Source organism: Micromonospora sp. NPDC005161, assembly GCF_053599855.1.
Window position 1 is genome coordinate 1 of record NZ_JBSFYQ010000064.1, and the last position, 23730, is coordinate 23730.

Genomic DNA, 23730 nt, shown 5'->3' on the forward strand with positions numbered 1-23730 from the left:
TGTGACCCTCGACAAGTCCCATCATCCCAGCCCAGAGGGCATTTTCACGTTCACGACCCGCCACCACCGCCAGCCTTCATGAAGGCGCGAGGCTAATCATTTCGTGGCTTGCGGTGTCGGCTTCGATCGAGGCGTCTGTTGCCTTCTCGCTGCCTCGCTGCGGGCGGATGCCTCGCTTACAAGCGCTGTCCGTCCGGGGACGTGCGGCTGCGTCGGTCACCTCGGATCATCGGCCGGGAGCGGTCGCGTTGTCTGTTCTCATCTCGGCACGTTGCCGTCAATTACCGCTGCTTCGGCACGCCTCCACAACCGGTACCCCACGATCACATTGCCGACGCCGAGCAGTGCCAGGACGCCAACCGTCAGCCAGAACCCGACGGCCGGTACGGCGGACATGGCCTCGTCGAAGGGTGGCGGATCAAAGCGACGCAGTACGCCCCGCAGGCCGAGCGCAAGCGCCCCCGCCGCGACGAACGCCGCTACCGCCGACACCACCAGGCGGGAACTGACACTGGCCAGGATCCGGGCAAGCACGCCGGCCGCGACACCCAGCGCGGCGACCATGAAGAGCGGTTGCCCCGGCAGGTAAATGGGCTCTTCGGGACCGATCTGCGGCGCCTCGTTCGGCACCTCCTGCATGACGTACCGACCAAGATCGCCATCCCAGAGCAGCGTCTCCAGGTGAACCTGACCCCCGCCACCGACGGTCAATCCCCAACCAGTCCAGGTCACCGCCACACGCCACTCCTCGGCCTCACCCTTCAGCTCCGCGACCGGCAGGGCGAACAGGAGAGCGACAGCAACGAACGCCAGCGGACTCACATTCGTTCGGATCCAGTCCATGGCCACCTCCTCGACTGATCGACAACGGCAGGATGGGGCACGCGCATCACCCCCCGATCGCGCTCAGATCTCGGTTGCCTTCGCACCCGTTCTCGCGCTCGGTTCGGCCGGATCTGTACCCGATGATCTTTAGATAACAATCCTGGCCCCTTGCGCCCGAACCGGGTGCGGACCGACCAGCGCACCTCCGACCCCTCGCGCCAGTTCACAAGTCGCGCGCCGGCAAGAAACTGAGCCGTACCTCCCGGACATCACCCGGGCGATCCGCCAGACCCTCCCGCAGGGGGTGATCCCCGACGGGAAGCTAATCGTGTGGGAGCGGGGGCGGACCAGCTTCGCCCGGCTGCAGCGCCGGATCACCGCCGGCCCGGAGCCTGCTGATGTATGGCGCGGGAACACCCGGCGCAGTACATCCTATGGAATCTGCTCGCCGACGCTGGCGGCCAGGTCGTGGTCAACGCGCCGCTGTTCGAGCGACGGGCCCGGCTGGCGGAGCTGTTCGAGGATGCGCCCGCGCAGCTGACCCTCAGGCCGCAGACCACCGACATGGACGAGGTCGGGGAGTGGCTGACCACCTACACCGCGGCCGGGATCGGGGGTGTGGAGTTGTGCCCCCGATGGGACCCCTGATCGACGGGATGGGGTCTGTTGCGTTGCCCGTGTCGAGGGATCGAGGCAGGCTTGACGGGTGCCGCGGTCGAGTCGTCATCGTCCCTGGTCGCCGCCGAAGTCGGCGTTCACCGGGTTCCGGTTCCCCGCAGAGGTGATCGTCGTCGCGGTCCGCTGGTACCTGCGTTACAACCTCTCCTACCGTGACGTGGAGGAGGTCCTGGCTGAGCGCGGTGTCGAGATTGACCACGTCACCGTGTTCCGGTGGGTGCAGCGGTTCACCCCGCTGTTGGCCGACGCCGCCTGGTTCGCTCGCTACGCCCCGGGTGATCGGTGGTTCGTCGACGAGACGTATGTGAAGGTCAACGGGGTGTGGCGGTACGTCTACCGGGCGGTCGACCAGCACGGTCAGGTCATCGACGTGCCCGTCTCGGCCCGCCGTGACGCCGCCGCGGCCCGGCGGTTCTTCCAGAAGGCCCTGCGGGTGCTGAAGGTGACGCCTACCGAGGTGGTCACCGACGCCGCGCCGGTCTACCCCGCCGTCTTCGACGACCTGATCTCCTCGGCCTGGCACCATGTCGAGCGGCACGCGAACAATCCGATCGAGGCCGATCACAGTCAGCTCAAGCACCGGTTACGACCGATGCGCGGGCTCCAAACGTCGACTCTGGCCGCGAAGTCCCTGGCCATTCTCGCTGCGATTCAGGCGGCCGTACCCACGGCCTGAACCACCGTTGGCCGGCAGTAGTCAGGTGAGCGGGAGCCTGTTCCCGGGGTTCAGCTCGATCGGTGCTGGGGACCAGGGCAGGATCCGCGGTCGCGGCGGGCGTGAAGCCGGTACGGCGCAAGGCGTACGCCGCGAAACCGATCCGCTGAAACGCCGGCGGCTGACGTTTGGACGGAAGGGCCGGGGTCGTTGCCCTTGGCGGTCGACTGCCTCGAGCGGCTCGGGAGCGGCGGTCCTTCGGACCCCGACCTTCCGCGCGGTGAAGAGTATCGGCGCCCACTGATCCTCGGGCGCCGCTTCTGGCGGATTTAATCCGCAAATAAGCCGTCGATTAGCCATACGCACTTGCTCACGGAGGGGGTGCGGGTCGGTCAGTTCGCCGACGTCGATGCCGCCGGGGTCGAGGGCAGCGGGGTGGCGGGCAGGTTGTTCGGCCGGCCGAGGATGCCGTTGATGAACGACAACTTGCGCAGCTCGGCGAACGCCGTGTCTTCCTTGTTGTCACCGGTCCGCCGAGTCACCGAGCTGCGCTCGGTGTCGGCACCGGTGCGGTGGAAGGCGTCCTCGCAGGTCGGCTCCGTCGGCAGCGTGATTCCGGAGTCCTCCAACGCCTGGCGTGCCTTCTCGCCCTGGCGGTAGACCGCGCCGATGGCGTCGAGCCGGTCCTGGTTCTGGTCCTGGTCGAGGATGTCGTCGAGTCCGCCGCTGGAGAGCACGGCGCCGCCGAGCAGCAGCACCAGGCAGACAGCGGCGGCGTGACGGCGTCCACTGCTGCGGCGAACTCGCCACGTCGCTCCCACGCAGTGAACAGGTCAACGTCCTCGCTCGGGCGGTCCAGGATGCCGTGGGCCTGCACGGCGTACCCGCCGGCCAACGCGAACCCGTAGCGGGCAGCGACCCGCAGCCCGATCTCCGCCAGGCGGAGGTGAACCGGCCAGCGCCTGGGGCGGCGTGGTCAGCTCAGGGAAGCGTGCCTGCCATACGCCCGCAGCCGGGCCGGGGGCCACAAGCTTGACCACAAGCGGCGCAGCGTCGGACCGTGCAGCCACCGGCACAGGTCCGTGGCCGAATTAGCCTGGTTCAGCACCGTCTGGTAGATCAGCTGCAGATCGCCGGCCCGGAGTACCCGTGGGGTGAGAAGGAGTTGGCGCCGGGCCGGTGCGTTCGTGGCTGGATCACCTTCCCGGTACCCGCGAAGAAGCGGCCGGTCTTTGTGGAGTACGCGGCAGAGAGCGAGACTGTGCCGCCGCGCTGGCGGGTGAAGTAGCCCGAACAGAAGGAAGCGCTCCCACCGGCCGGAGCCAGCGGGGGCGCTTCGTCTTGCGGGGAGATCAGGGGCGGCCGAGGTCCGGCCGAGCGGTGTGCTTCGCCCAGTAGCCGGCCACGAACGCGCAGACGCCGGTCACGACCAGGCCGACGACACCGACCAGCGGCAGCGGCACGTCCGGCGCGGCGCCGCTGTTGAACCACAGCCCGTCGATCGCCCACAGCACGGCCGAGGTGATGACGGCCGCGCTGCCGCCGGCGCCGACCGTCGCGGCCTTCACCTTCGACTCGATCGGTCGGGGCGACGGCGCCGGCGCGGGGTTGAGCTCGGACATGTCTGCATCCCTGGAAGGTTTGCGAATGATCGCCGCGCCGGGGGTGTAACGGCGCGCAAACGGGCAGCGCCTGTAATGCTGGAAGGCCGAGGTGCGCGACCTTTCGACCGAGCGGGACCGCTCGATCCCTTGAGTCCCGCCCGGATGACAGCCGAACAGCGCAGCACCACGCGCCAGCGGAGGCATTGCACGATGGCTGACTCGACATCGCACAACCCCCCGCCGCGCTGGCCCGGCCGAAACGGGGTGGCGGCACCTCCGGCATGGAACCTGCCGACCCAGCCTCTTCGGCCGCAGCCGCAGCGCTCCGGTGAGCGGTGGCCGTACGTCATGTTCGGCGGAGTCACCCTGCTGCTCGGTGCCCTTGCCACGCTGGTTGTTGTCCTGGCCAGATGAACCCGTCCGGGGTGAGCACCTAGCCACGGAAGGGTTGGCCCTGGCTGCATCCCGGGTAGGTGTAGCCCATGGATTGGGGTATGGAGAACTGGCTGGCAATCGCCGGCAGGCATCGTCAATGCGATGACGATGCTCGGCGGTGCCGCGACTGTCAGGCGTACTGGCCCTGCGCGTACCGGCTGCGCGCCGATCACGAGCTGAGCGGCGCGCCGAGGCTCGCCACCTCGGCTCCGGCAGGCTAGGTACGGTCGTCGGATGGTGCATGTGCCGTCACTGCCCGCCCGGGACCGGCTGGTGCTCGCGGAGCTGTCCGGCGTCGCCGGCCGGTGGTCACGGCACCGACCGGGGGAAGCCCCGCGCCGACGCCATCGCCGCAGTGCACGCGGTCACTCGCGACCCCAGGCTGCTCGGCATCCAGGCGGGCGTCGCGATGGCTGATCCGCAGGGCATCGGCGGACCGACCGTGGAGCTGCTGCGCGCGGCCGGCGCCGACATGGAGATCGCCGAGAAACCACGCTGCTGAGGTCCGGGCGCGGATGGAGCGCTAGGGCACCCGGTGCGCCACGACATACCTGGTTCTCGGGCACACGTGGTCAGCGCCGCTCGACTCAGCCTGGCGTTCGTTCGAGAAACACGGATGGCTGCCTCCACCGATGGCATCACCACACCTCAGCGACGGGCGCCAGTCCACCGCGACGAGCGGCACAGAGCACGTCCTGATCATGGCGCTGATGATCATCACCGTGATCTCCATCGGCGCGTTGCTCTGGATCGTGCTGGCGAGCGGCTCGGAGAGGGCAGCACCGCCTCACTAGCGATCCCGGCGATCGCCACGATCGCGGGTAGCTCGATCGGGGGGATCGTGTTCGTGCTGCGGAGGCGGCCGGGGAGGTCACGCCGCAACTAGCGGGCTGACGGGGATCGGGTGCCGTCTCGGCCCGGTCCCCCGCCTCGCCGCGCCGGTTCGGCTGCTGCCGAGCTGCTGCGCTCGGCCAGCGCCGACATGGAGATCGCCGCCGAGCACGCCGTCGAGGTGCGGGCGCGGATGGAGCGCCACGGCGCCCGGTACGCCTGATCCGGTTCGCCGGTGTTGGATGAGGCCCCGCAAAACGGCAGTACCTGCGGGGCCTCCGCCGCGAAGATTACGCCTTGGCGTCGACGTCGGACCGCGGCCGGCCTGGCGCCGACCCGGACACCTTCGACTACCTGCCGGCCTGAAGTAACGCGGCGAGGCGCGGCGACGCAGGTGGACTGGGGGCCCCGGGCGGGCCCGGTCCACCTACGGAAGGAAACGCCCCGCGATGCGTCGCCCTGTTGTGCCGATCATTCTGTTGCTGCTGGTCGTAGGCGGGCTCGCAGCCTGTGGCGCCGCGGAGCCGGCCGGGGCGCGGTGGCAGGCGGCGGCGGCGGCCCCCGCTTCGCCGACGGCCAAGCCGGCGCCGCCGCCGCCTCGACCCGCGCCGAAGAACAAGGAGGAGGCGGGCCGGCAGGCGCGGCTCGCGCTCGCGGACCTGTCGACGTTTCGCCAGGAGACTGCGGAGCACACCAGTGAGAACTCCGACGATTGGAGGCTGCGTTCGCTCTGTCGCGACATCCTGCCGTCGGATCGGCTCGCCTCCGCTGGTCGCGAACGCCGCTGGGTGAAGTCGCCGATCTGGATCCGCCAGCACGTCGTCGGCTACCTGACCGTGCCCGGCCGCAAGCTGATCGGTGAGCTGCGAACGGTGTTGCAGACGTGCCGGTCGTATCGGACTGGCGAAGGCCGGACCGCGACGATCGTGCCATGGAGCCCGGCCGGGGTACCGGCGAATCCGGACGTGGTGACCTTCTGCGAGCGCCAGCAGACGGACGACGGCCCTCTCAGCCAGTGCACGATCATGATGGCGCGCGGTTCCTACGTGCTCAACCTGGACGCCTCCGACGGCGACGGGGACCTCAAGAAGTCCCAGGCGATGGTCGCCAAGCTCTATCCCCTCGTCACCGAGGCGTTCGTCAAGGCCACCTGACCTGGAGACCGCGTTGAACGAGGAGGTCGTTTCTTGCGTCCAGTCCCGTCGTTCGGTGTCGCGGTCGTCACGGCACCCTCCTCACCAGGCACAACGCCTGGCGGGTCAGGCCGGAAAAACCGTTAGATCCACAGGGCCGGCGGAGCCGACACTTGCATGTGGGCGCAGATTGGGAGCAGGTCGGAGAAGTGGTCACCGCAGCCGAAGTGCTCACCGCAGTCGGACGCGGAACAGCGCGCTGACCTACGGTGATGCGGGGCAGCGGAGTGCGACACGCCGAACAGCGGACCGATCTGGCGCATCGTCAGGTTCGTACGCCAGTAGGCGGTCACCAGCAGCACCCGGTCGGCGAGGTCGAGTGCCCATTGCCAGCCCGGTCGGCCGTAGGCGATGCCTTGACCACAACCTCGGCGACTAGCCGGACTAGCTTGCGGAACTGGGCGGGCTGCAGCCCGGTGAACGGGAATATCCAGTCAGGGTGGGCTGCGGTGATCACCTGCAGCCCGGCATCCTGCCCGATCGTCCTCAGCGGACAGACGCGGGGTTACGAGACATCCCTTAGGTGGCGGCGAGCTGCCGGGCCACCCCCGCCGAGGGACACCCTTCTTCAGGAAGCCGGTGTGTCGACGATCAGCACACCCCGCGGGTCGCCCAGGTGCTCGACCAGGTAGTCCCGCACGTCATCGCGGACCGCCTCGACATCCCAGTCCGCCCACCGCAGCAACCACTGCATCCCATCCGGTGACACCTCACCCGCCCGCTCGGCGAGGATCCAGCCGTTCTTGCGCTAGAGCCCGGCGGCCACCCGCACAGGTACTGGCGCACCCGAGCCCGCGGTTCCGCACGCCGGAACCGGCCTGCGATCCGCGCGTGCGCCAGCCACCGTCGGGCGACCTTCTATGGTGACCGAGACGCACGCGACGACATCAGATGGCGTCGGTTGAAGCGTGACGGCAGGCGAGATCGACATTCACCCCGACGAGGTCACTGGTTCGATCTCAGTATCGCCCGCCGTAGTATGTGCAGGTCAGAAGCCCGTTGCCGGAGTAGCCGGTAACGGGCTTCGCCGTATTTGCGGCTTGCCTTTGGAGCAGAGGGGGAGCAGGGGACGTTGGGCCCCACTGTCTCCTGCTTCCGAACACCGGCGCTGCCTGGGGCGCTGAGACAACTGGCCCGGCTGCGCCCAGTCGTGGCGCGGGGCTGCCGCCAGCGTGGGCAAACCCGCCAGAGGCGTAGGCGGCTTCAACCTTGTCATGGGCTGGCGGAGCGGTAATGCCGAAGCAGGACCACCGCAAGGGCGATCAAACAACGCGTCGCCCCCGAGCCGTCAAGCTGCGGCGGACGCTTCGCCGGAGTCGGTCACGCGCGATCCGTAGCGATGCGGTACGACTTCTGTCTCGCCTGAGCGGGCATCGACAAAGGACGACTCGGTTGTATTCTCCGGTCAAACGGGGAGGACGCATGCCAATGAATCAATCGGCGGGCGGAGAGTTCGCCCGCATGCTGGACGCGACGGTCGGTGCGCTGCGGGTTGCCAGTCCTGAGCCGGAGGATGAGGAGACCGCGCGCCGCCGGCGGACCGGCGGATCGGCGAACGGGCTGGTGCAGGCCGAGTTCGGCCCGAACGGCGGGTTGGCGGCGCTGAGCCGGGACCCGCGGCTGATGCGGCTGGGCTCCGGGCAGGTCGGCGACCACGTCATCCAGGCGGTGAACGCGGGGATCGACGCGATGCGCGGAGCCGCCGCGCCGGTGCCGGCGGCCGGGGATCTGTCGCAGCTCACCGAGCAGTTGCAGGAAATTCGGGACACGGCGGTACCGCGGCTGGGCGCGTTCGTGCAGGCGCTAACCGACGCGCAGACGCGGATGCCGCGGGGAGGCTCGCGGTGAGCGGCTTCGAGGTCGATCCGGCGTTGCTGCGGTCCGGCGGGGACGCCGTGATCGGCGTCGCCCAGGGGTTCATTGGTGAGCTGGAGAGTTTCGAGTCGCAGATGCAGGGGTTCGGCGAGCCGTGGGGCGCTGACGACATCGGGTCGTTGATCGGCGTCGCGTACACCGCGGTCGCGGCCTGGGTGCTCGACTGCATCGGCGAGGCGGCCGAGGAGATCGGGTCGGCGGGCAGTGACCTGACGCTGATGGCCGACAACTACGAGGCCGCCGAGCAGGACACGGCCGGCATGATCCAGGCCCTCCACGGACAGCTGGGCTGACGGCATGGGACTCCAGTTGCCGGGTGAGCTGATCACCGCGTTGGGTTGGATCGGGTACACATGGCCCGAGGCCGACGAGGAGAAGCTCTTCGAGATGGGCCAGGCTTGGATCGAGTTCGGCGGCACCGTCGCAACCACCGCGGGCCAAGCGGGGTCGGCCGCGACCGCAGTCTGGTCGCAGCACAGCGGTGAGTCGTTGCAGGCGTTCCAGAGGTGGTGGACGGACGCCGAGAGCGGGCCGGGCACGCTGCCGGACTACGCCCAGGCGGCGATGCTGGTGGGCACCGGTCTGATCATCTGTGCGGCGATTGTGCTGGCCCTGAAGATCCAGGTGATCGTGCAGCTCGCGATTCTGGCGTTCCAGGTGGCGCAGGCCATCGCGACCGCGGTCGCCACCTTCGGTGCGTCACTCGCCGAGATCCCGATCTTCCAGATGATCACGCGGGAGATCGTCGGCCTGCTGATCGACCAGGTCCTCTCGGAGCTGATGGATGCCTAGCCCCAAGCCGAAGGGCTCGAAGTCACGCGGCGGCGTGCCGAAGGCGAAGGTCGGCAAGCTGGTCGGCAAGGCGGTCGAGGCCGCCGCCAAGAAGCCGAAGAAGCGGATTCCCGCGCCGCCGGTGACCCGCAACAACGACCTGCCTGAATTCGTCCTCAAGATCAAGCGCAAGCCGTCGTACAAGAAGGGACCCTTCGACCGCAAGGTCAACGCGCTGAAGAAGCTCAGTGACGAGGGCAAGCTGTTCAAGCAGGCAAACCCCCTCGACAAGGACCCTGAGCTCACCAAGGCGTACCGCGAACGCATCCGGCAAGCGATTTTCGCCAAGTACTGGCCGCCGGGCGGCAAAGCCACCGAGGAGGGCAAAGCCATGGCGAACAAGCTTCTCGCCCGCCTGCGCCGGCTCGACGCCGATCATGTCTGGGATCCGCAACTGGGCGGTCCGGACACCGTCGATAATCTGAGGCTTCTGGACTCCCATACGAACCAGGACATGGGCTGGGAGATCTGGCAGGAGATCCAGAAGCTGCCGGACGGAACGCCGATCCGAATAGAGGTGATTCCTTGAACCCCGACCTGCGGGAACTCATCGTGGAGTTGCGCGCCGATCTGGAGGCAGACCAGCCCGCGACCTTGCTGTGGGCGCAGATCGGCCAGGGCGCGCCGGCCCACACGATCCCCGCCGAGGTGCCGCAGCCGGTCCGCGAGCTGCTAGAGGTCGCCGACGGCGTCCGGGCCGGCGACTTCGAACTGTGGGGCACCGCCGACGTCGACTACCGGCGGGGCATGCTCGGCAGCATGCCTGAGTTCACCGGCGTGGCCGAGGAGCCCGCCGAGTGGTACTACCTGGGTGACCTGGACCGGGAGCCGCTGCTGCTGCGGCGCGACACCGGGGCGATCTGGTGGTTCCCGCGGACCAGCGGCGACCCCTTCTACGCCCGGGAGGAGTTCGAGGAGCTGATGCCGAACCTCGAGTACTTTCTCGCCGGCTACGTGTTCGGCCCCCTGTACGTCGATGTCGCACCCGACGACGAGTGGTGGGAGTTCCTCGACGAGCACGGGCTGACCGCCGAAGACGAGGACGACGAGGAGCCGGACGATTGATCGCCACCTACGAGCAGCTCGTCGGCCTGTGGGGCGCCGACGGCGTGCTGCATTTTCCGGTCGACAGGTTCGATGACGTCCTCGGCCCGATCCGGCCGGAGATCTTCCCGCCCAACGGCGCCTTCCCGATGGACGTACCGATCCTGTTCACTGTCGACGTCGCCGTCGAAGGCATGGAGCTGTTCTCGAAGCTACGCATCGAGATCGGCGACGCCGGGCCGCGCACCTACCTCGTGCTGGGCAGTTCCCCCGAGGACGGCCACCTGCTGTTCTGCCTGGACACGCTGACCGGCAGCGTCGCGCTGCTGGACCTGGAGTCGCCGAACTTCGAGCAGGTCAACGCGACGTTCGCGGCGTTCGTCGAGTTCCTGTACCGCCTCGGGCAATTGATGGAGAACGACCCGGGCGGCCGGGAGCGCGCGGCCCGCGCCGCCGCGATCCGCGCCGACCTGATGAGGGTGGACCCGTCCGCGTTCACCGACCCGGAGTCGTGGTGGAGTATGGCCTTCGGCCAACTGGAGTCCACTGGCCAGTGACGGTCCGCGTAGCATCGGGGGCCCTCGGGGACCTGGTCGACGGGCGCGGCGAGCATCGGCACCACCGGCCGGCGCAACACCGGACCGGTGGCCCGGTGCCGGGTAGGACTCACTGCCCGCCCAGGTTGTGAACGCTCCTCATCTTCACCCCCAAGGTCATCGTGCAAGACCGCCGGCGCGGCGCGGGCGAAGATCCGCATCAACGAATGCCCGTGCTGGTGTGCGGACACCGTGCGGGGAAGGATCGCGGGCGTGCTGATCACTCCCGTCCCCGGCATTATCGTGAATGAGCAACGGCCCCCTCGACGACACACCGTAAGTCAGTCGCCCCTTGGAAGTCTGCATCCCGCCCCGGGGTCTCGCCGGGCGGCAGTGGTCCGAAGATCATGTGTCGGTGTTAACCAACGCCTGGGCAAGGTCGTCACCGATCCTCGGGTGCCTCCGCTCGGTGGCGGCCATCGCCCGCTGCCGCGCCCGTCTCCCGCGAAGACGCCACCGCACCGCCCTCGACAGCCCTAGAAGCTTGTCCCAGACCGTGTCATCGGCGACCAAGCGGCGCAGCGTGCCGTCGTCCTCTGGTACCACTCGAGACCGGACGCATCTGTAGAGCTCATGGTGAGTCGGATCGGTTCCCGGTGTCTGGCCTCTCGCCCGGGCGTTGCATCGGCCCGCCGACGTAACGCAGCTGTGCGCCGGCCCACCCCTCGCGGTGGCCACCTCGAAGACGACCACCTCCGGCGGCCCGCCCTCAACCGGAGGCTCCTGCCGCGGTTCGACCCCGCTCCACTCGCTCCCCACCGTCCGGTTCCTTCTCGTGAATGAGATTGAGGTCCGGGTGAGTGACCCATACAGCCTCACAAACCCGCAACTCGTGGAGGACGGAGAACGCGCGCCGGCCCGGCGAGGCGTCCGGACTCGGCCTGGACCAGCACCAGAACCGCCGCTGGACCTCCTGGCACCGCTGGACCACCCTCGCGATCCTCGCCCACGCCTTCCTCGCCGCCGCGACCGCCGGCCACCGCCACCGCTACCACCCGGTCGGGCTGATCCCGCTGACCGTCAACGAGCTACGCCACCTGTTCAACATCCTGATCATCGAACGCGCCCGCCGCCGCTACGACCCGCTGCTCTGGTCCATCCGCCGGCGCCGTCACCAAGCGCGAGCCAAGGCCAGCCACTACACCCGACAAGCCCTCATCGAGCCATGATCACGATCCCCGGCTGGAGTACTGATATGTAGAGCAGTTTGTCAAGAGGCAAGGCGGGGATGGCGTCCGGAGAAGAGGGTTCCGGCCGCTGTTCTACGTTGTGGGCCAGGCGGTGCGGTCGGTCGTGAGCGTGTCGTTTGCGACGCGCGGTCAGACTGATATACGCGGATTGGTTACCTGCAGGACGGGCTGTTCGGCTGGAGCGTCGCGCTGGTCTAGAAAGTCGAGCGTGGCACCGCAAAGCGTTGCTGCTCTTAGTACTGACGCGGGTTCGCTCCACGCGCTGCCACGTCCGGCCGGCACCGCCTGGCTGCTCATGGGTGCTGCGTTGGGTCAGTCGTCGAGGACCGCCAGGGACCAGCACCATCCGGCCAGCTCGCGAGCGACGGCGACGTTGGCGATCACGGTCTTCTTCTTCCGGGCGACGAAGTTCTCCCACCGCTGATGCAGCCGGTGATTGCCGGCGTTCCCGCGCGCGGTGGCCGCGGGTGAGGCGAGTTTCCACCGGGCCCGCATCGTGGCACCGGGGTTGCGGTAGTCGCGGCGGTGGTGCCAGGCGGCCTCGACGAGCAGCCGCCGGGCGTGAGTGTTGCCAGCCTTGGTGATCGAGCCCTGGGAACGTTGCCGCCCGGACGACGATTCGGTCGGAACCAGGCCGAGGTAAGCGCCGATCGTGGCCCCGGTGAACCGATGCCAGTCGCCGACCTCCACCGCCAGCCCGAACGCGGTCAACGTGGACACCCCACGCAGGCAACCCAGCCGCCGCACGATGGCGGCGTATTCACCGTTGGCGGCCATCTCGATAATGGCCTTGTCGAGGCGGTCACGGCGGTCCAAGGTGAGCAGCATGGCCTCCAGGTCCGCATCGAACGCGAGCTGGATGCCACGCTGGTCGAACCGCTGACCCCGAAGCCACGTCTCGTGGACCCCGTTCCACGGATGACCACCGGAGTAGACGATGCCGTGGCGCAGCAACAGCTTGGACACCCGGTGCCGGCAACGCATCAGATCACCCCGGGCATCCTCACGGGCCCGCACGAGGTCCCGGGCCGCCTCCTGTTCGACGCTGGGAACCCGGACCTGCACGATCTCGTCCATCCGCAGCAACCGGGCCAGCAGCAACGCATCCCGGGCATCGGTCTTGATCCGATCGCCCGTTGGCCGCTGCAGCTTCGACGGCGCCGCGACCACGCACCGCACCCCGGCCGCGACCAGCTGCCGGGCCAGGTCGAACCCGGTCGGGCCGGCCTCGTACGCCACCGCCACCGGCGCCGGCAACTCCCGCAGCCAGTCCAGGACCGCCTCCGCCGACGGGACAAGCCGCCGCCGCATCACCTGCCCGGTCACCGTGTCCAGACCGCAGGCCACGATCGACCGCGCGTGCACGTCCAGACCAACACTCGTACGCTCACTGAACACCGGGGCCTCCCGCAAATGTCGGCACTACCGACGGGGCCCACTCCTCGTCGGCAATCCACGTCAGGTTGCGAGTGAGGCCCCGGCCCGGTCAACCGGGCTGCTCATACCGTCTAGCCGGTGGAGTGCGGTGTTTCAACAAAAGAGTTGACAATCCTGTCGCCAACCTCCTAGCGTCGACGCAGGATCTGCTGGGGGAGGGCCGTGGAGACGACTGTCAGCGGCGAGACCGCCGGCCGGCAGGCGGCCCAGGTGTGGTTGCGCGAAGCGATCACGAGCGGCGAGCTGGTCCCGGGTCAGCGGCTAATCGAGGCTGACCTCGTGAGCCTGCTCGGTGCCTCCGGCAATGCCGTCCGGCTCGCCCTGGACTCCCTGGTGGCCGAAGGGTTGGTCGAGCGGATCCCCAATCGGGGCGCCCGTGTGCGCACGGTTTCTGCCGCAAAGGCGGTGGCGATCACCGAGTGTCGGATGGCGCTTGAGGGCCTGGCCGTGGCGAAGGCCGCGCAGCACGCCACGGACGCTGAGGTAGCCGAACGGCGCGCCCATGTCGGCCCGATGCGAGAGGCCGTGCAGGCGGGCGAACTGATGCGCAACTCGGCGCTCATCCAGGAGTTGCACCGGCTGATCCGTCAGGCCGTGCGCCAGCCCACGGCGGCCGCGCTCATCGAGCGCCTCCAGGCGCAGATCGTCCTCCACCAGTTCCGGCTGTCGCTGCGGCCCGGGCGGCCGCAGGTCTCGCTGGCCGGCCTCACGGCCGTCCTGGAGGCAACCACGGCGGGATCCGGAGTCTGCGGAGGCGGCGGCCCGGATCCACCTGAGCAGCGTGGTCGTCGCCCGGAGCGAGAAGAGCGCCTGATGTTCCTACTGGAGAAGGAGACCCTCGCATGAGGACTGTCGTCGTCACCGATCCACCGCGCGCCGACGTCGGCGACGCGGAGCGTCTGGGCGGGTACGGTGTCGCCACCGTGCACGAGGCGCTGGGCCGTGTCGGTTATCTGAGTCCCGAGTTCCGGCCCGCGTGGCCGGGCGCGCGCGTCGGCGGTACCGCCGTCACCGCCCTGTGCTGGCCCGGGGACAACCTGATGATCCACGTCGCGGTGGAGCAGTGTCGGCCCGGTGACGTTCTGGTGGTCGCGACCAACTCGCCCTCCACCGACGGACTGTTCGGTGAGCTGTTCGCCACCGCCTTGGCCAAGCGCGGTGTCCGTGGAGTGGTGCTCGCCAGCGGTGTGCGCGACGTCGCGGAGCTGCGTGAGATGGGGTTTCCGGCATGGTCGCGGGCGGTCAGCGCGCAGGGCTCGGTCAAGGCCACGGCCGGCTCGGTGAACGTACCGATCGTCCTCGGAGGGCAGACCGTGCATCCCGGCGACGTGATCGTCGCGGACGACGACGGCGTCATGGTCGTACCCAGGGGCGACGTGCCCCGGGCGCTGACCGCCGCGCAGGCCCGGTTGGACAAGGAGGCCGCCAGCCGCGCCGCCTTCGAGCAGGGCCAGCTGGGCCTGGACCGCTACGGGCTACGCGACAAGCTCAAGGACTTCGGCATCGAGTACGTCTCCTACGACGAGTATGTCCAGGGTGAGCGGTGAGCTACGACGACACCGGGGTGCGCTGCACCATGATGCGCGGCGGCACCTCCCGCGGTCTGTACTTCGAGGCTGCTGACCTGCCGGCCGACCCGGCCGAGCGGGACGATCTGCTGCTGCGGTTGATGGGCACCCCCGATCCGCGCCAGATCGACGGCCTCGGCGGCAGCACCTCGCTCACCAGCAAGGTCGCCGTCGTGAGCCGGTCGGCGAGCCCGGACGCGGACGTCGACTACCTGTTCCTCCAGCTCGGCGTCGACACCGCGACGGTCAACGACCGGCAGAACTGCGGCAACATTCTGGCTGGCGTGGGACCCTTCGCCGTCGAGCGCGGACTGGTTCCGGCTGGACTCCACGAGACCAGCGTGCGGATCCGGATGGTCAACTCCGACAGCGTCGCGGTGGCCACCTTCCCGACGCCGGGTGGCCGTCCCGAGTACCGTGGCGACGTTGCGATCGCTGGGGTTCCCGGCACCGCGGCGCCGATCATTCTCGCCTTCACCGACACGGCGGGGTCAGCGACGGGCAGACTGCTGCCGACCGCCAATGTCCGGGACTCGATCGACGGTATCGACGTGACCTGCGTCGACAACGGCATGCCGCTGGTCGTGGCGCTGGCCGAGTCGTTCGGCCTGACCGGTCAGGAGACGCACGAGCAGTTGGCCGCCGACGCCGCGCTGCTCGAGCGCATCGACGCCATCCGTATCAAAGCCGGTGCACTCATGGGGCTCGGGGACCTGGGCCAGTCCTCTGTACCGAAGACGGCGCTGGTCGCCGCCGCACGCGACGGCGGCCAGGTCTGCACCCGGTCGTTCATCCCCGTCCAGCCGCACACCTCGATCGGCGTGCTGGCCGCGGTCAGCGTCGTCACCGGCATGCTGCTGCCGGGCGCGGTCGGTCACGAGCTCACCGCGGGCTGGCCGGCCGACCGCGCGCAGGTAGATGTGGAGCACCCGACCGGCCACCTGCTCGTGGACGTGACAGTCGACGCCGGGGTCTCCCCACCGCGGGTCGTCCGCTCAGGCGTCGTACGCACTGCCCGCAAGCTCTTCGAGGGCACCGCCTTCCCCCGCGCTTGAGTTTTCCTCCCCACCCGTGATTCCTGCGTTCATCGACCACATGGAGACAGCATGCCCCCGCTGCACGAGACCGCTCACCCCGAGGCCTGCACGGCCATCCGCATCGCCGTCCTCGGACTCGGGGAGGCCGGTTCGGAGATCGCCCGCGATCTGATAGCGGCCGGCGCCGACGTCCGGGGCTACGACCCGAAGGTGACGCCGGCCGACGGCGTCGACCCGCGGGCCGACGAGGCCGACGCGGTGCGCGACGCCGATCTGGTGCTCAGTGTCAACAGCTCCCACGACGCGATGGATGCGCTGCGCAACGCGTTGCCTGCCCTACGACCGGGGACGATCTGGGCCGACCTCAACACCGCTTCGCCGGGTCTCAAGGCGGCGCTCGCGGAGGCGGCCGGGGCGCCCATCCCGGTCGTCGACGTCGCGCTGATGGCGCCGGTGCCTGGCAAGGGGCTGCATACTCCCATGCTGGTGGCCGGCGACGCCGCCGACCGGTACGCGGCCATCCTGTCCGGCTTTGGTGCGGAGGTAGCGATCCAGCCGGGGCCTGCGGGCGGGGCCATCTCGCGCAAGCTGCTCCGCAGCGTCTTTTACAAGGGGCTGGCCGCGGCGGTGGTGGAAGCGCTGGCCGCCGCGGAGGCAGCAGGCTGCGCCGACTGGCTGCGCGACAACATCAGCGCCGAGCTTGCCGGCTTCGACCAGCGCACCGTCGACAGGTTGATTGACGGGACCCACCAGCACGCCCGTCGGCGCGCGGACGAGATGACCGCTGCCACCGAGCAGCTCGAGGAGCTGGGGGTCCCGCCGCGGATCAGTGCGGCGACGCGCGACCTGCTCCTCGACCTGCGCGACAACGGCGGGCGATAGCCCCGCCGATGCCGGCCAGGCGATCGGTGGTCCGCCCGGCTCTACTCGGCGTCGGCCTGCTGCAGCGCCGTGATGACGCTGGTCAGGTGTGCGCGCGCGGCGACCTCCGCGTCGGCGGGTTCGCGGCGTGCGATCGCGTCGATGATCGCGAGGTGCTCCCGGAGGGAGACCTGCGGGCGACCGGCGCGCAGCGCGAGCCGGAACTGGTGTCGAACCAGCTGACCGTTGAGCCGGTCGAGCAGCCCCGAGGCCACCGGCTGCGCCGCGTACTCGCGTACGAGGCGGTGGAGTTCCCGGTTGAGCGCCGAGTACTTCATCGGATCGCCGTCCGCGACCGCACGCTGCATCCGGTCGCCGAGATCGGTCAGTACGGCGATCTGCTCGTCGGTGACCCGTTCCGCCGCCTTGGCGGCACACAGGCCCTCGATGACCATGCGGCACTCGGTGATCGCCACCGCCTCGGCCACGGAGACGACCCGCACGCGGGCGCCGCGGTTCGGGATGCGCTCGACCAGTCCCTCGGCGGCCAGGTCGAACAGCGCTGCGCGGAGACTGGCGCGGCTGACGTTGAACGACTCGGCGAGTTCTGCCTCCACCAGCCGCTGTCCGGGCGCGAGATCGCCGTTCATCAGCGCGGCGCGCAGTGCGTCGGCCGCCAGTTTCGTGGCGACGCCACCCTCACGGGGAGTCTTGGCCAATCCGGACCTCCTCAGTCGCGGATGAGTATAGGGCCTCTGTGGAGGCTGTGGGAAAAATTGTCGACAATCTGCTCGACAGCTATTGCGACAATGTTGCGTGGTGGTTACGGTCACAGTTGCCGAGCGGCAATTCGCGAGCCGTGACGCGCGGGAGGCCATCAGGCTCCGCATCACATCGCCTGCCGGTGAACGGAGCAACGGAGCTGATTCTGCCGATCAGCCGATCCCAAGGAGCCCTGGAACAAGTGATCATCGACTGCCATGGCCACTACACGACCGCGCCGCAGGCGCACACGTCGTGGCGAGAGGCGCAGCAGGCGGCCTTCGGTGCCGGCGAAGAACCGCCGGCCTACCCCGCCATCTCGGACGACGAGATCCGCGAGACGATCGAGGGAAGCCAGCTGCGGCTGATGGCCGAGCGCGGGATCGACCTGACCATCTTCTCGCCGCGTGCCTCGGCCATGGGCCATCACTTCGGTGACGAGGCCGTCAGCAGCCGCTGGGCACAGGTCTCCAACGACCTCATCGCGCGCGTGGTCGAGCTGTACCCGGACAACTTCATCGGGGTCTGCCAGCTCCCGCAGTCACCCGGAGTACCCATCTCGCACTCGGTCGCGGAGATGCGACGCTGTGTGCTGGAGCTCGGGTTCGTGGGATGCAACCTCAACCCCGATGCCAGCGGCGGCCACTGGACATCTCCGCCGCTGACCGACCGCAGCTGGTACCCGTTCTACGAGGCGATGGTGGAGCTGCAGGTGCCGGCAATGGTGCACGTGTCGGCGGTGACCAACGCAAACTTCCACGCCACCGGGTCGCACTACCTCAACGCCGACACCACCGCGTTCATGCAGTTCCTGCAGTCGGACCTGTTCAAGGACTTCCCAGACCTGCGGTTCGTCATCCCGCACGGTGGGGGAGCGGTGCCCTACCACTGGGGCCGCTTCCGGGGGCTCGCGGACATGCTCGATCGGCCCGCGCTGAACGAGTCGATCATGAACAATGTCTTCTTCGACACCTGCGTGTACCACCAGCCCGGCATCGACCTGCTCTTCAGCGTCATCGGCGTCGACAACATCCTGTTCGGCTCCGAGATGGTCGGCGCGGTCCGGGGCATCGATCCGCAGACCGGCCACCACTTCGACGACACCCTGCGGTACGTGGACGCGCTGCACCTGGCGCCGGGCGACCGGGAGAAGGTCTACGAGCGCAACGCCCGCCGGGTCTACCGGCGACTGGATGCGGCGCTGAAGGCCAGGAACCGTTGAGGGCCTCGTCTCCCCGCTTGATCCCAAAGCTGATGGAAGGAGCCGTCGTGGACGCCATGCCACCGCCGCAGTCGGTGCCGACGACCGTCGGCCGCAATGGCCGCGGGCGGATGGCCGCCGACGAGGCGTACGCGAGACTGCGCGAGGACATCGTCAGGGGGCGGCTGATGCCCAACCAGCGGCTGGTCGAGGTCGACCTGGCCGTCACGCTCGGGGTGGGCCGCACCGCGGTCCGCACCGTGCTCGCCCGACTCGAGCAGGAGGGGCTCGTGGTCCACGAGCCGAACCGCGGAGCCCGGGTGCGAATGGTGACCGAGACCGAGGCCCTGGAGATCACCCAGGCGCGCGGCGCGCTCGAGGCACTCGCTGCCCGCGAGGCCGCTCTGCATGCCACGCCGGCGGAGGTCGCGTTCATGCGCGAGACGCTCGCGCAGATGTCGGCCTGCCTGAAGGCGGGCGACCTGCTGGCGTACTCGGACGGCAACGCCCGGATGCACGCGAAGATCATCGAGGCGTCCCGGCATCAGACGGCCACTCGGCTCATCGCCGGGCTCAAGGCGCAGATGGTGCGCTTCCAATATCGCACGGTGCTGGTTCCCGGACGGTCCGCCCGGTCCTTCGTCGAGCACACCCGGATCGTCGACGCCATCGAGACGGCTGACCCGGACGCCGCCGAGGCCGCGATGCGCTACCACCTGTCCCACGTCGCCGACACCCTACGCGAGATGACGTCCGCCCGCGCGCAGCACCGCGGCCCTCGACCCGACCTCGTCCACTTCTGAATCGCGATCCCCATCACCCCAGCTCGACCAGCCACCGCGGCGCGTACGTCGCGGGCCAGATGCCCCTTGGAGGCTCCGTGACTAACCATCCCACCCCCTCGGCCCGAGCCCGTGAACTCGTCGCCGGGGCGTACGACACACACATCCACGTCGCGCCGGACGTGATGCGCCGGCGCATCGACGACGTCTCGTTGGCGCGCCGGTTCGCCGAGGTCGGCCTGGCGGGCTTCGTACTGAAATCCCATTACGTGCCCACTGCCGAGCGGGCCGAAGTGGTGCGGAACGCCGTACCCGGGGTGGACGTGCTCGGCGCTCTCACGCTGAACGGCTCGGTCGGCGGACTCAACCCGGTGGCAGTGGAGATCGCGGGCCGGCAGGGCGCGCGGATCGTCTGGCTGCCCACCGTGGACTGCGCCAACCAGCGGGAGTGCCAGGCCTGCGAGCCGGAGGGCGCCACCCCGCCGATGTGGGCGCAACTGCAGGCCGACCTGGCCGAGCAGGGCATCATGGCCCCGGCGATCGACGTCGTCGACTCCGGCGGCGCGATCGTGCCGGCGCTACGAGAGGTGCTGAGCGTCATAGCCAAGCACGACATGGTGCTGGCAACCGGGCACCTGTCCGGTGACGAAATCACCACGGTCGTCGACGCGGCCGCCGACCTCGGGGTGCGGCGCATCGTCGTCACCCACCCTGAGTTCACCTCCCAGCGACTGTCGGTCCAGGTGCAGCGGCACCTGGCCGAGCGGGGCGCGCTGATGGAACGCTGCTTCACCACCCCGTACACCGGAAAGGTCCGCTGGGACACGCTGTTCGACCACATCCGCCAGGTCGGCCCCGAGCACTCGCTGCTCTCCTCCGACCTCGGCCAGCCGTTCAACCCCCCCGTGGAAGACGGCCTCGCGCTGCTGGCCGACCGTCTGCTCGAGGCCGGGTTCACCGAGGACGAGGTACACGTGATGGCAGTGACGAACACCCGCCGCGTCGCGGCGGCGCCGTCGGCGGTGACCGCATGAGCGCCGCCGTCATCGAGGTGCAGGGACTGTCCAAGCACTTCCGCAAGGACGACGAGGAACTGATCGCGCTCCGCGACGTCGACCTGACCGTCGAGCAGGGGTCATTCCTGGTGCTGCTGGGACGCAGCGGTTGCGGCAAGTCGACCCTGCTCAACCTCCTCGCAGGGCTGACCCCGCCGACCAGCGGGCAGATCACGTACGGCGGCAAGCCGATGCGCGGACCCAACACGCAGGTCGGCTACCTGACCCAACACGACACGCTGATGCCGTGGCGTGACGTCACCCGCAACGTGCAGATGCCCCGCGAACTGCGCGGGGAAAGCAAGAAGGAACGGGCTGCGGTCGCCGCCGAGCTGATCAAGCTCGTCGGCTTGGACGGCTTCGAGCGGCACTACCCACGCGAGCTGTCCGGTGGCATGCGCCGGCGCGCCAGCCTGGCCCGGATGCTCTGTGCCGACCCGGAGACGCTGCTGCTCGACGAGCCGTTCGGAGCGCTCGACGCGCAACTGCGCACCGAACTGCAGGGCGAACTACTGCGGCTGTGGTCCGGCAGCGGGCGCACCGTCGTCTTCGTCACCCACGACATCGAGGAGGCGCTGATCCTCGCCGACCGCGTCGTGGTGCTCGGGCCGATCGGAACGATCCTGCTCGACCAGCCGGTGGACCTGCCCCGCCCGCGCGACCCCGACGACATCCGAGTCGATCCACACTTCGTCGAACTGCACCGTCGGCTGTCCGCGGCGCTCAAGGAGGGAGCGCGATGAGCGCTACCACGACCCCGCAAGTGGGCTCGACCACCAGGCCTGCGGGCCCCCTGCGGGAGACGTCCCGGCGCTCCTGGCGCCAGCGACACGGCCGCAAGGCGCTGATCTGGGGATGGCGCATCGGCCTGCTCGTCGCCCTGCTGGTGGTCTGGCAGGCACTGTCGGGACCCGTCCTCGACCCGCAGTTCGTCAGCAGCCCAAAGGGCATCGCCACCCGGCTCGGCGACTGGATCGCCGACGGCACGCTGTGGTCGAACACCTGGATCACCGTGCAGGAGATCGTGCTCGGCTTCCTGGTCGGCGCACTATCCGGCGCCGCCCTGGCCTACCTGATCGCCTCCGTCCGAGTGGTCTGGGACATCCTGGACCCGTTCCTGATGGCGCTCTACGCCATCCCGAAGGTCGCCCTGGCGCCGCTGTTCATCGTCTGGTTCGGCATCGGCACCGACATGAAGGTGCTGCTCGCCGCCGTCACCGTGTTCTTCCTGGTCTTCCTGAACACGGCAGCCGGCGTGCACGAAGTCGACCGCGCGCTGGTCGACGCCGTACGGCTGATGAACGGCACCCGCCGGGACATCGCATTCAAGGTCGTCCTGCCCGCCTCGATGACCGGTCTGCTGACCGGACTGCGGGTCTCCATCCCGTACGCGCTGATCGGCGCGGTCATCGGTGAGCTCGTGGCATCCAACCGCGGCCTCGGATACCTGATCAGCGACTCGTCCGCGAAGTTCGACACCGACGGGGTGTTCGCCACCCTCGTCGTGCTCAGCGTCATCGCCGCCGTCTTGAACGCCATCGTCAACCTCCTAGGCAAGCGGGCCAACCGCTGGAAGCCCCTGGACACCGAGGTCTGACAACCGGTGCCCGGCCCAGACGAGCAGCAGTCCCGTCACCTCTCCACCCAGTCGAAAGAGTCCGCCATGTCCCGTACCAAAACATCCCTGTTACGCCGTCTCGGGGCCATCGTCGCCGTCTCGGCGGCGCTGTTCGCCGCCGGCTGCGCCAACAAGGGCGGCAGCAGCGAGCCGGCCACCGGCGCCGACGCCATGCGCCTCAACGTCGGGCAGATCAGCGACTCCGTCGCGTTCTTCCCGCTGTTCGTCGCCGAACACGAGGGCTACTTCAAGGCCGAAGGGCTCACCCTGGGAGAACGGCCCAGGCTCGGTACCGGCGCCAAGCTCGCCGCCGCCGTCCAGTCCGGCAGCATCGACGTCGCCGGGGGCGTGATGACCGACGCGTTCAACCTGTACAAGATCAACAACGAGGCGCGTGTGATCGGCTCCCTCGTCGACGCCTACTACGTCGACATCATCGCCGGCTCGGGGATCCCGAACGCCGGCGACCCCGCGCCGCTGACCGAGCGGATCCAGGCCCTGCGCGGCAAGAAGATCGGCATGACCGGGCCGGGCAGCGGCACCGAGGCGCTGGTGAACTACCTGTTCAAGCAGGCGAACTTGGACCCCAAGAGGGACGCGACCCTGGTCAACCTCGGCGCCGACGCGTCCGCCGCGATCGGTGCGCTTAAGGCCGGCCGGGTCGACGCCCTGTCGTTCTTCCAGCCGATCGGGCAGCAGGCCGTGGCGACCGGTGTCGGTCGTGTCTACATCTCGCCCGCTCGCGGTGACGTCCCTGCTCTCAAGGACGTCATCCACGGTGCCCTCTTCACCACCCAGGACGTCATTGACCGAAAGGGCAAGGCCGTCGCCGCGTTCCTGCGCGCCATCGCCAAGGCCGAGCAGACCATCAACGGCGACCCGGCAAAGGCCAGCGAACTGCTGCAGCAGTACCAGAAGACGATGAACGCCCAGACGGTACAGGCACTCGTGCCGGTCCTCCAGGCGGAGATCCCGGAGGCCCCGACACCCACCGAGGCCAATTACAACGTCTCGGCGGACTTCCACCGGCAGACCGGCCTGGTGCCTACCACGCCCCCGTTTGCCGAAATCATTCCGTCGCAGTGGGTCGCCTCCGCGCTCAAGGGCTGAGAAAGAACCAGGCGCCTTCGTGCCGACCGGACCCGTCGCAACGGGTCCGGTCGGCAAGGAGAGCCGGAACCAAGATCGATTTCGAGTTGGCGCGGCGCGGCAGGGATGTGCGCGTCGATCATGGGTACGGGCAACGACCGGCGTTGCGGGATTCTGCCGTGCTCGGACTGGTCCGTACCGAAGGACGTCATCAAGATCGGCGGCATGGACGCGCGTCGGATGAGCACGTGGAAACGAGTGCGGGCACTCCACATCGGACCGATTCGGGCTCCCGCTCCCTTTCCCGCGATGATCGTGCGCGAGGTTTCGTCGTCGACGCGAAGATCACCATCGAACGCCTACACGAGGCGACCGACTCCGCATTGGATGACGGCTCCCGCGGGCCGCTGCGCAATGCATCGCCCATGTATTGACGAAAGAAGGGCACGAATGAAGTCGGTGCGTGCACCGGGGCGCAGCGATGATGTCGTTGCGGCCCTTCGCAAGGTGGTCGACGGGGATGTCGACGACTCCGAACGCCGCCAGGCCGAGTACTCAACGGA

General features: G+C 69.0%; 28 protein-coding genes and 5 pseudogenes. 25 read left to right on the forward strand and 8 right to left on the reverse strand.

Translation table 11 applies throughout. The features are described 5' to 3' along the window. Positions 1-258 precede the first annotated feature (258 nt). Positions 259-843, reverse strand: coding sequence for a hypothetical protein (locus ACWD5O_RS34100; RefSeq protein ID WP_450087822.1), 585 nt, complete (start codon positions 841-843; stop codon positions 259-261). A 384-nt stretch (positions 844-1227) separates the two neighbouring features. Here ACWD5O_RS34100 and ACWD5O_RS34105 point away from each other — a divergent pair, with 384 nt between their 5' ends. Together ACWD5O_RS34105 and ACWD5O_RS34110 are read left to right on the forward strand one after the other, a co-directional pair. Further along, entirely contained in the window at positions 1228-1473 is a 246-nt protein-coding gene (locus ACWD5O_RS34105) for a DNA ligase-like domain-containing protein (RefSeq protein ID WP_354967876.1), read from the forward strand. 58 nt (positions 1474-1531) lie between these two features. Next, positions 1532-2149: pseudogene (locus ACWD5O_RS34110) on the forward strand (IS6 family transposase); the annotation flags it as partial. A gap of 401 nt (positions 2150-2550) precedes the next feature. On the opposite strand, the gene ACWD5O_RS34115 reads toward ACWD5O_RS34110, so the two are convergent. Both ACWD5O_RS34115 and ACWD5O_RS34120 read right to left on the reverse strand, forming a co-directional pair. Further along, positions 2551-2979 carry a hypothetical protein gene (locus tag ACWD5O_RS34115; RefSeq protein ID WP_354967877.1) on the reverse strand — a complete coding sequence of 143 codons (429 nt, stop codon included), beginning with the start codon at positions 2977-2979 and terminating at the stop codon, positions 2551-2553. Then, a pseudogene (locus ACWD5O_RS34120) lies at positions 2937-3098 on the reverse strand (nucleotidyl transferase AbiEii/AbiGii toxin family protein); the annotation flags it as partial. The gene ACWD5O_RS34115 and the pseudogene ACWD5O_RS34120, both read right to left, overlap by 43 nt. Positions 3099-3218: 120 nt before the next feature. Here ACWD5O_RS34120 and ACWD5O_RS34125 point away from each other — a divergent pair. After that, a complete protein-coding gene (locus tag ACWD5O_RS34125; RefSeq protein ID WP_450087823.1) occupies positions 3219-3446 on the forward strand; it encodes a hypothetical protein in 228 nt (75 codons plus the stop codon). A 64-nt stretch (positions 3447-3510) separates the two neighbouring features. Here ACWD5O_RS34125 and ACWD5O_RS34130 read toward each other — a convergent pair whose 3' ends face one another. After that, positions 3511-3780, reverse strand: coding sequence for a hypothetical protein (locus ACWD5O_RS34130; RefSeq protein WP_354967878.1), 270 nt, complete (start codon positions 3778-3780; stop codon positions 3511-3513). A 192-nt stretch (positions 3781-3972) separates the two neighbouring features. Here ACWD5O_RS34130 and ACWD5O_RS34135 point away from each other — a divergent pair, with 192 nt between their 5' ends. From ACWD5O_RS34135 to ACWD5O_RS34155, 5 genes and pseudogenes are all read left to right on the forward strand, one after another. After that, entirely contained in the window at positions 3973-4176 is a 204-nt protein-coding gene (locus tag ACWD5O_RS34135) for a hypothetical protein (protein ID WP_354967879.1), read from the forward strand. A 255-nt stretch (positions 4177-4431) separates the two neighbouring features. Continuing rightward, positions 4432-4721: pseudogene (locus tag ACWD5O_RS34140) on the forward strand (hypothetical protein); the annotation flags it as partial. A gap of 108 nt (positions 4722-4829) precedes the next feature. Continuing rightward, positions 4830-4991, forward strand: coding sequence for a hypothetical protein (locus ACWD5O_RS34145; RefSeq protein WP_354967880.1), 162 nt, complete (start codon positions 4830-4832; stop codon positions 4989-4991). Positions 4992-5101: 110 nt separating this feature from the next. Then, entirely contained in the window at positions 5102-5251 is a 150-nt protein-coding gene (locus tag ACWD5O_RS34150; RefSeq protein ID WP_354967881.1) for a hypothetical protein, read from the forward strand. A gap of 226 nt (positions 5252-5477) precedes the next feature. Further along, the gene (locus ACWD5O_RS34155) at positions 5478-6182 is read left to right on the forward strand and encodes a hypothetical protein (RefSeq protein WP_450087824.1); all 705 of its coding nucleotides are present in this window, start codon (positions 5478-5480) and stop codon (positions 6180-6182) included. 257 nt (positions 6183-6439) lie between these two features. On the opposite strand, the pseudogene ACWD5O_RS34160 reads toward ACWD5O_RS34155, so the two are convergent. Next, positions 6440-6684, reverse strand: a pseudogene (locus tag ACWD5O_RS34160) (helix-turn-helix domain-containing protein); the annotation flags it as partial. Between the two features lie 59 nt (positions 6685-6743). Continuing rightward, a pseudogene (locus ACWD5O_RS34165) lies at positions 6744-7061 on the reverse strand (transposase); the annotation flags it as partial. A 582-nt stretch (positions 7062-7643) separates the two neighbouring features. Between ACWD5O_RS34165 and ACWD5O_RS34170 the strand changes: the two are divergent. The 7 genes from ACWD5O_RS34170 to ACWD5O_RS34200 all read left to right on the forward strand — a co-directional run bounded on the left by ACWD5O_RS34170 (position 7644) and on the right by ACWD5O_RS34200 (position 11736). Further along, positions 7644-8069, forward strand: a complete 426-nt coding sequence (locus ACWD5O_RS34170) for a YbaB/EbfC family DNA-binding protein (protein ID WP_354967883.1) — start codon at positions 7644-7646, stop codon at positions 8067-8069. Then, complete coding sequence (locus ACWD5O_RS34175) at positions 8066-8389, forward strand: WXG100 family type VII secretion target (RefSeq protein ID WP_354967884.1); 324 nt, start codon at positions 8066-8068, stop codon at positions 8387-8389. Before ACWD5O_RS34170 ends, ACWD5O_RS34175 begins: the two co-directional genes overlap by 4 nt. A gap of 4 nt (positions 8390-8393) precedes the next feature. Next, on the forward strand, positions 8394-8888 hold the full coding sequence (locus tag ACWD5O_RS34180) for a WXG100-like domain-containing protein (protein WP_354967885.1): 495 nt from the start codon (positions 8394-8396) through the stop codon (positions 8886-8888). Then, positions 8881-9456: an endonuclease gene (locus ACWD5O_RS34185; protein ID WP_354967886.1), complete on the forward strand. Its 576-nt coding sequence runs from the start codon at positions 8881-8883 to the stop codon at positions 9454-9456. The genes ACWD5O_RS34180 and ACWD5O_RS34185 overlap by 8 nt, the downstream gene beginning before the upstream one ends. Further along, positions 9453-9992, forward strand: coding sequence for an SUKH-4 family immunity protein (locus ACWD5O_RS34190; RefSeq protein WP_450087825.1), 540 nt, complete (start codon positions 9453-9455; stop codon positions 9990-9992). The genes ACWD5O_RS34185 and ACWD5O_RS34190 overlap by 4 nt, the downstream gene beginning before the upstream one ends. Continuing rightward, the gene (locus tag ACWD5O_RS34195) at positions 9989-10528 is read left to right on the forward strand and encodes an SUKH-4 family immunity protein (protein ID WP_450087826.1); all 540 of its coding nucleotides are present in this window, start codon (positions 9989-9991) and stop codon (positions 10526-10528) included. Before ACWD5O_RS34190 ends, ACWD5O_RS34195 begins: the two co-directional genes overlap by 4 nt. 839 nt (positions 10529-11367) lie before the next feature. Continuing rightward, positions 11368-11736: a hypothetical protein gene (locus ACWD5O_RS34200; protein WP_450087827.1), complete on the forward strand. Its 369-nt coding sequence runs from the start codon at positions 11368-11370 to the stop codon at positions 11734-11736. Between the two features lie 333 nt (positions 11737-12069). On the opposite strand, the gene ACWD5O_RS34205 is transcribed toward ACWD5O_RS34200, so the two are convergent. Further along, a complete protein-coding gene (locus ACWD5O_RS34205; RefSeq protein ID WP_450087828.1) occupies positions 12070-13155 on the reverse strand; it encodes an IS110 family transposase in 1086 nt (361 codons plus the stop codon). Positions 13156-13356: 201 nt separating this feature from the next. Here ACWD5O_RS34205 and ACWD5O_RS34210 point away from each other — a divergent pair, with 201 nt between their 5' ends. From ACWD5O_RS34210 to ACWD5O_RS34225, 4 genes are read left to right on the forward strand one after another with little or no spacing between them, the layout of a single operon-like run. Next, a complete protein-coding gene (locus tag ACWD5O_RS34210) occupies positions 13357-14040 on the forward strand; it encodes a GntR family transcriptional regulator (RefSeq protein WP_387329244.1) in 684 nt (227 codons plus the stop codon). After that, a complete protein-coding gene (locus ACWD5O_RS34215; protein WP_354967890.1) occupies positions 14037-14741 on the forward strand; it encodes a 4-carboxy-4-hydroxy-2-oxoadipate aldolase/oxaloacetate decarboxylase in 705 nt (234 codons plus the stop codon). The genes ACWD5O_RS34210 and ACWD5O_RS34215 overlap by 4 nt, the downstream gene beginning before the upstream one ends. After that, positions 14738-15817 carry a 4-oxalomesaconate tautomerase gene (locus tag ACWD5O_RS34220; protein ID WP_450087829.1) on the forward strand — a complete coding sequence of 360 codons (1080 nt, stop codon included), beginning with the start codon at positions 14738-14740 and terminating at the stop codon, positions 15815-15817. Before ACWD5O_RS34215 ends, ACWD5O_RS34220 begins: the two co-directional genes overlap by 4 nt. Before the next feature lie 51 nt (positions 15818-15868). After that, positions 15869-16681: a DUF1932 domain-containing protein gene (locus tag ACWD5O_RS34225; protein WP_449940428.1), complete on the forward strand. Its 813-nt coding sequence runs from the start codon at positions 15869-15871 to the stop codon at positions 16679-16681. 41 nt (positions 16682-16722) lie between these two features. On the opposite strand, the gene ACWD5O_RS34230 is transcribed toward ACWD5O_RS34225, so the two are convergent. Continuing rightward, a complete protein-coding gene (locus ACWD5O_RS34230) occupies positions 16723-17379 on the reverse strand; it encodes a GntR family transcriptional regulator (RefSeq protein WP_354967893.1) in 657 nt (218 codons plus the stop codon). A gap of 38 nt (positions 17380-17417) precedes the next feature. Between ACWD5O_RS34230 and ACWD5O_RS34235 the strand changes: the two genes are divergently transcribed. The 6 genes from ACWD5O_RS34235 to ACWD5O_RS34260 all read left to right on the forward strand — a co-directional run bounded on the left by ACWD5O_RS34235 (position 17418) and on the right by ACWD5O_RS34260 (position 23188). Beyond that, positions 17418-18644, forward strand: coding sequence for an amidohydrolase family protein (locus tag ACWD5O_RS34235; RefSeq protein ID WP_450087830.1), 1227 nt, complete (start codon positions 17418-17420; stop codon positions 18642-18644). Positions 18645-18700: 56 nt separating this feature from the next. After that, complete coding sequence (locus ACWD5O_RS34240) at positions 18701-19426, forward strand: GntR family transcriptional regulator (protein WP_354967914.1); 726 nt, start codon at positions 18701-18703, stop codon at positions 19424-19426. A gap of 77 nt (positions 19427-19503) precedes the next feature. After that, on the forward strand, positions 19504-20439 hold the full coding sequence (locus tag ACWD5O_RS34245; protein WP_450087831.1) for a DUF6282 family protein: 936 nt from the start codon (positions 19504-19506) through the stop codon (positions 20437-20439). Continuing rightward, positions 20436-21203, forward strand: coding sequence for an ABC transporter ATP-binding protein (locus ACWD5O_RS34250; protein WP_449940437.1), 768 nt, complete (start codon positions 20436-20438; stop codon positions 21201-21203). The genes ACWD5O_RS34245 and ACWD5O_RS34250 overlap by 4 nt, the downstream gene beginning before the upstream one ends. Continuing rightward, positions 21200-22057: an ABC transporter permease gene (locus ACWD5O_RS34255; protein ID WP_449940440.1), complete on the forward strand. Its 858-nt coding sequence runs from the start codon at positions 21200-21202 to the stop codon at positions 22055-22057. Before ACWD5O_RS34250 ends, ACWD5O_RS34255 begins: the two co-directional genes overlap by 4 nt. A gap of 66 nt (positions 22058-22123) precedes the next feature. Next, positions 22124-23188: an ABC transporter substrate-binding protein gene (locus tag ACWD5O_RS34260; RefSeq protein ID WP_450087832.1), complete on the forward strand. Its 1065-nt coding sequence runs from the start codon at positions 22124-22126 to the stop codon at positions 23186-23188. Positions 23189-23730: the final 542 nt, after the last annotated feature.

Bases quoted from the DNA above. Each gene is read 5' to 3' on its own strand.
- ACWD5O_RS34100 (WP_450087822.1), bottom strand. From the start codon at position 843: ATGGACTGGATCCGAACGAATGTGAGTCCGCTGGCGTTCGTTGCTGTC.
- ACWD5O_RS34105 (WP_354967876.1), top strand. From the start codon at position 1,228: ATGGCGCGGGAACACCCGGCGCAGTACATCCTATGGAATCTGCTCGCC.
- ACWD5O_RS34130 (WP_354967878.1), bottom strand. From the start codon at position 3,780: ATGTCCGAGCTCAACCCCGCGCCGGCGCCGTCGCCCCGACCGATCGAG.
- ACWD5O_RS34135 (WP_354967879.1), top strand. From the start codon at position 3,973: ATGGCTGACTCGACATCGCACAACCCCCCGCCGCGCTGGCCCGGCCGA.
- ACWD5O_RS34145 (WP_354967880.1), top strand. From the start codon at position 4,830: ATGGCATCACCACACCTCAGCGACGGGCGCCAGTCCACCGCGACGAGC.
- ACWD5O_RS34155 (WP_450087824.1), top strand. From the start codon at position 5,478: ATGCGTCGCCCTGTTGTGCCGATCATTCTGTTGCTGCTGGTCGTAGGC.
- ACWD5O_RS34170 (WP_354967883.1), top strand. From the start codon at position 7,644: ATGCCAATGAATCAATCGGCGGGCGGAGAGTTCGCCCGCATGCTGGAC.
- ACWD5O_RS34180 (WP_354967885.1), top strand. From the start codon at position 8,394: ATGGGACTCCAGTTGCCGGGTGAGCTGATCACCGCGTTGGGTTGGATC.
- ACWD5O_RS34185 (WP_354967886.1), top strand. From the start codon at position 8,881: ATGCCTAGCCCCAAGCCGAAGGGCTCGAAGTCACGCGGCGGCGTGCCG.
- ACWD5O_RS34215 (WP_354967890.1), top strand. From the start codon at position 14,037: ATGAGGACTGTCGTCGTCACCGATCCACCGCGCGCCGACGTCGGCGAC.
- ACWD5O_RS34225 (WP_449940428.1), top strand. From the start codon at position 15,869: ATGCCCCCGCTGCACGAGACCGCTCACCCCGAGGCCTGCACGGCCATC.
- ACWD5O_RS34240 (WP_354967914.1), top strand. From the start codon at position 18,701: ATGCCACCGCCGCAGTCGGTGCCGACGACCGTCGGCCGCAATGGCCGC.
- ACWD5O_RS34250 (WP_449940437.1), top strand. From the start codon at position 20,436: ATGAGCGCCGCCGTCATCGAGGTGCAGGGACTGTCCAAGCACTTCCGC.
- ACWD5O_RS34255 (WP_449940440.1), top strand. From the start codon at position 21,200: ATGAGCGCTACCACGACCCCGCAAGTGGGCTCGACCACCAGGCCTGCG.
- ACWD5O_RS34260 (WP_450087832.1), top strand. From the start codon at position 22,124: ATGTCCCGTACCAAAACATCCCTGTTACGCCGTCTCGGGGCCATCGTC.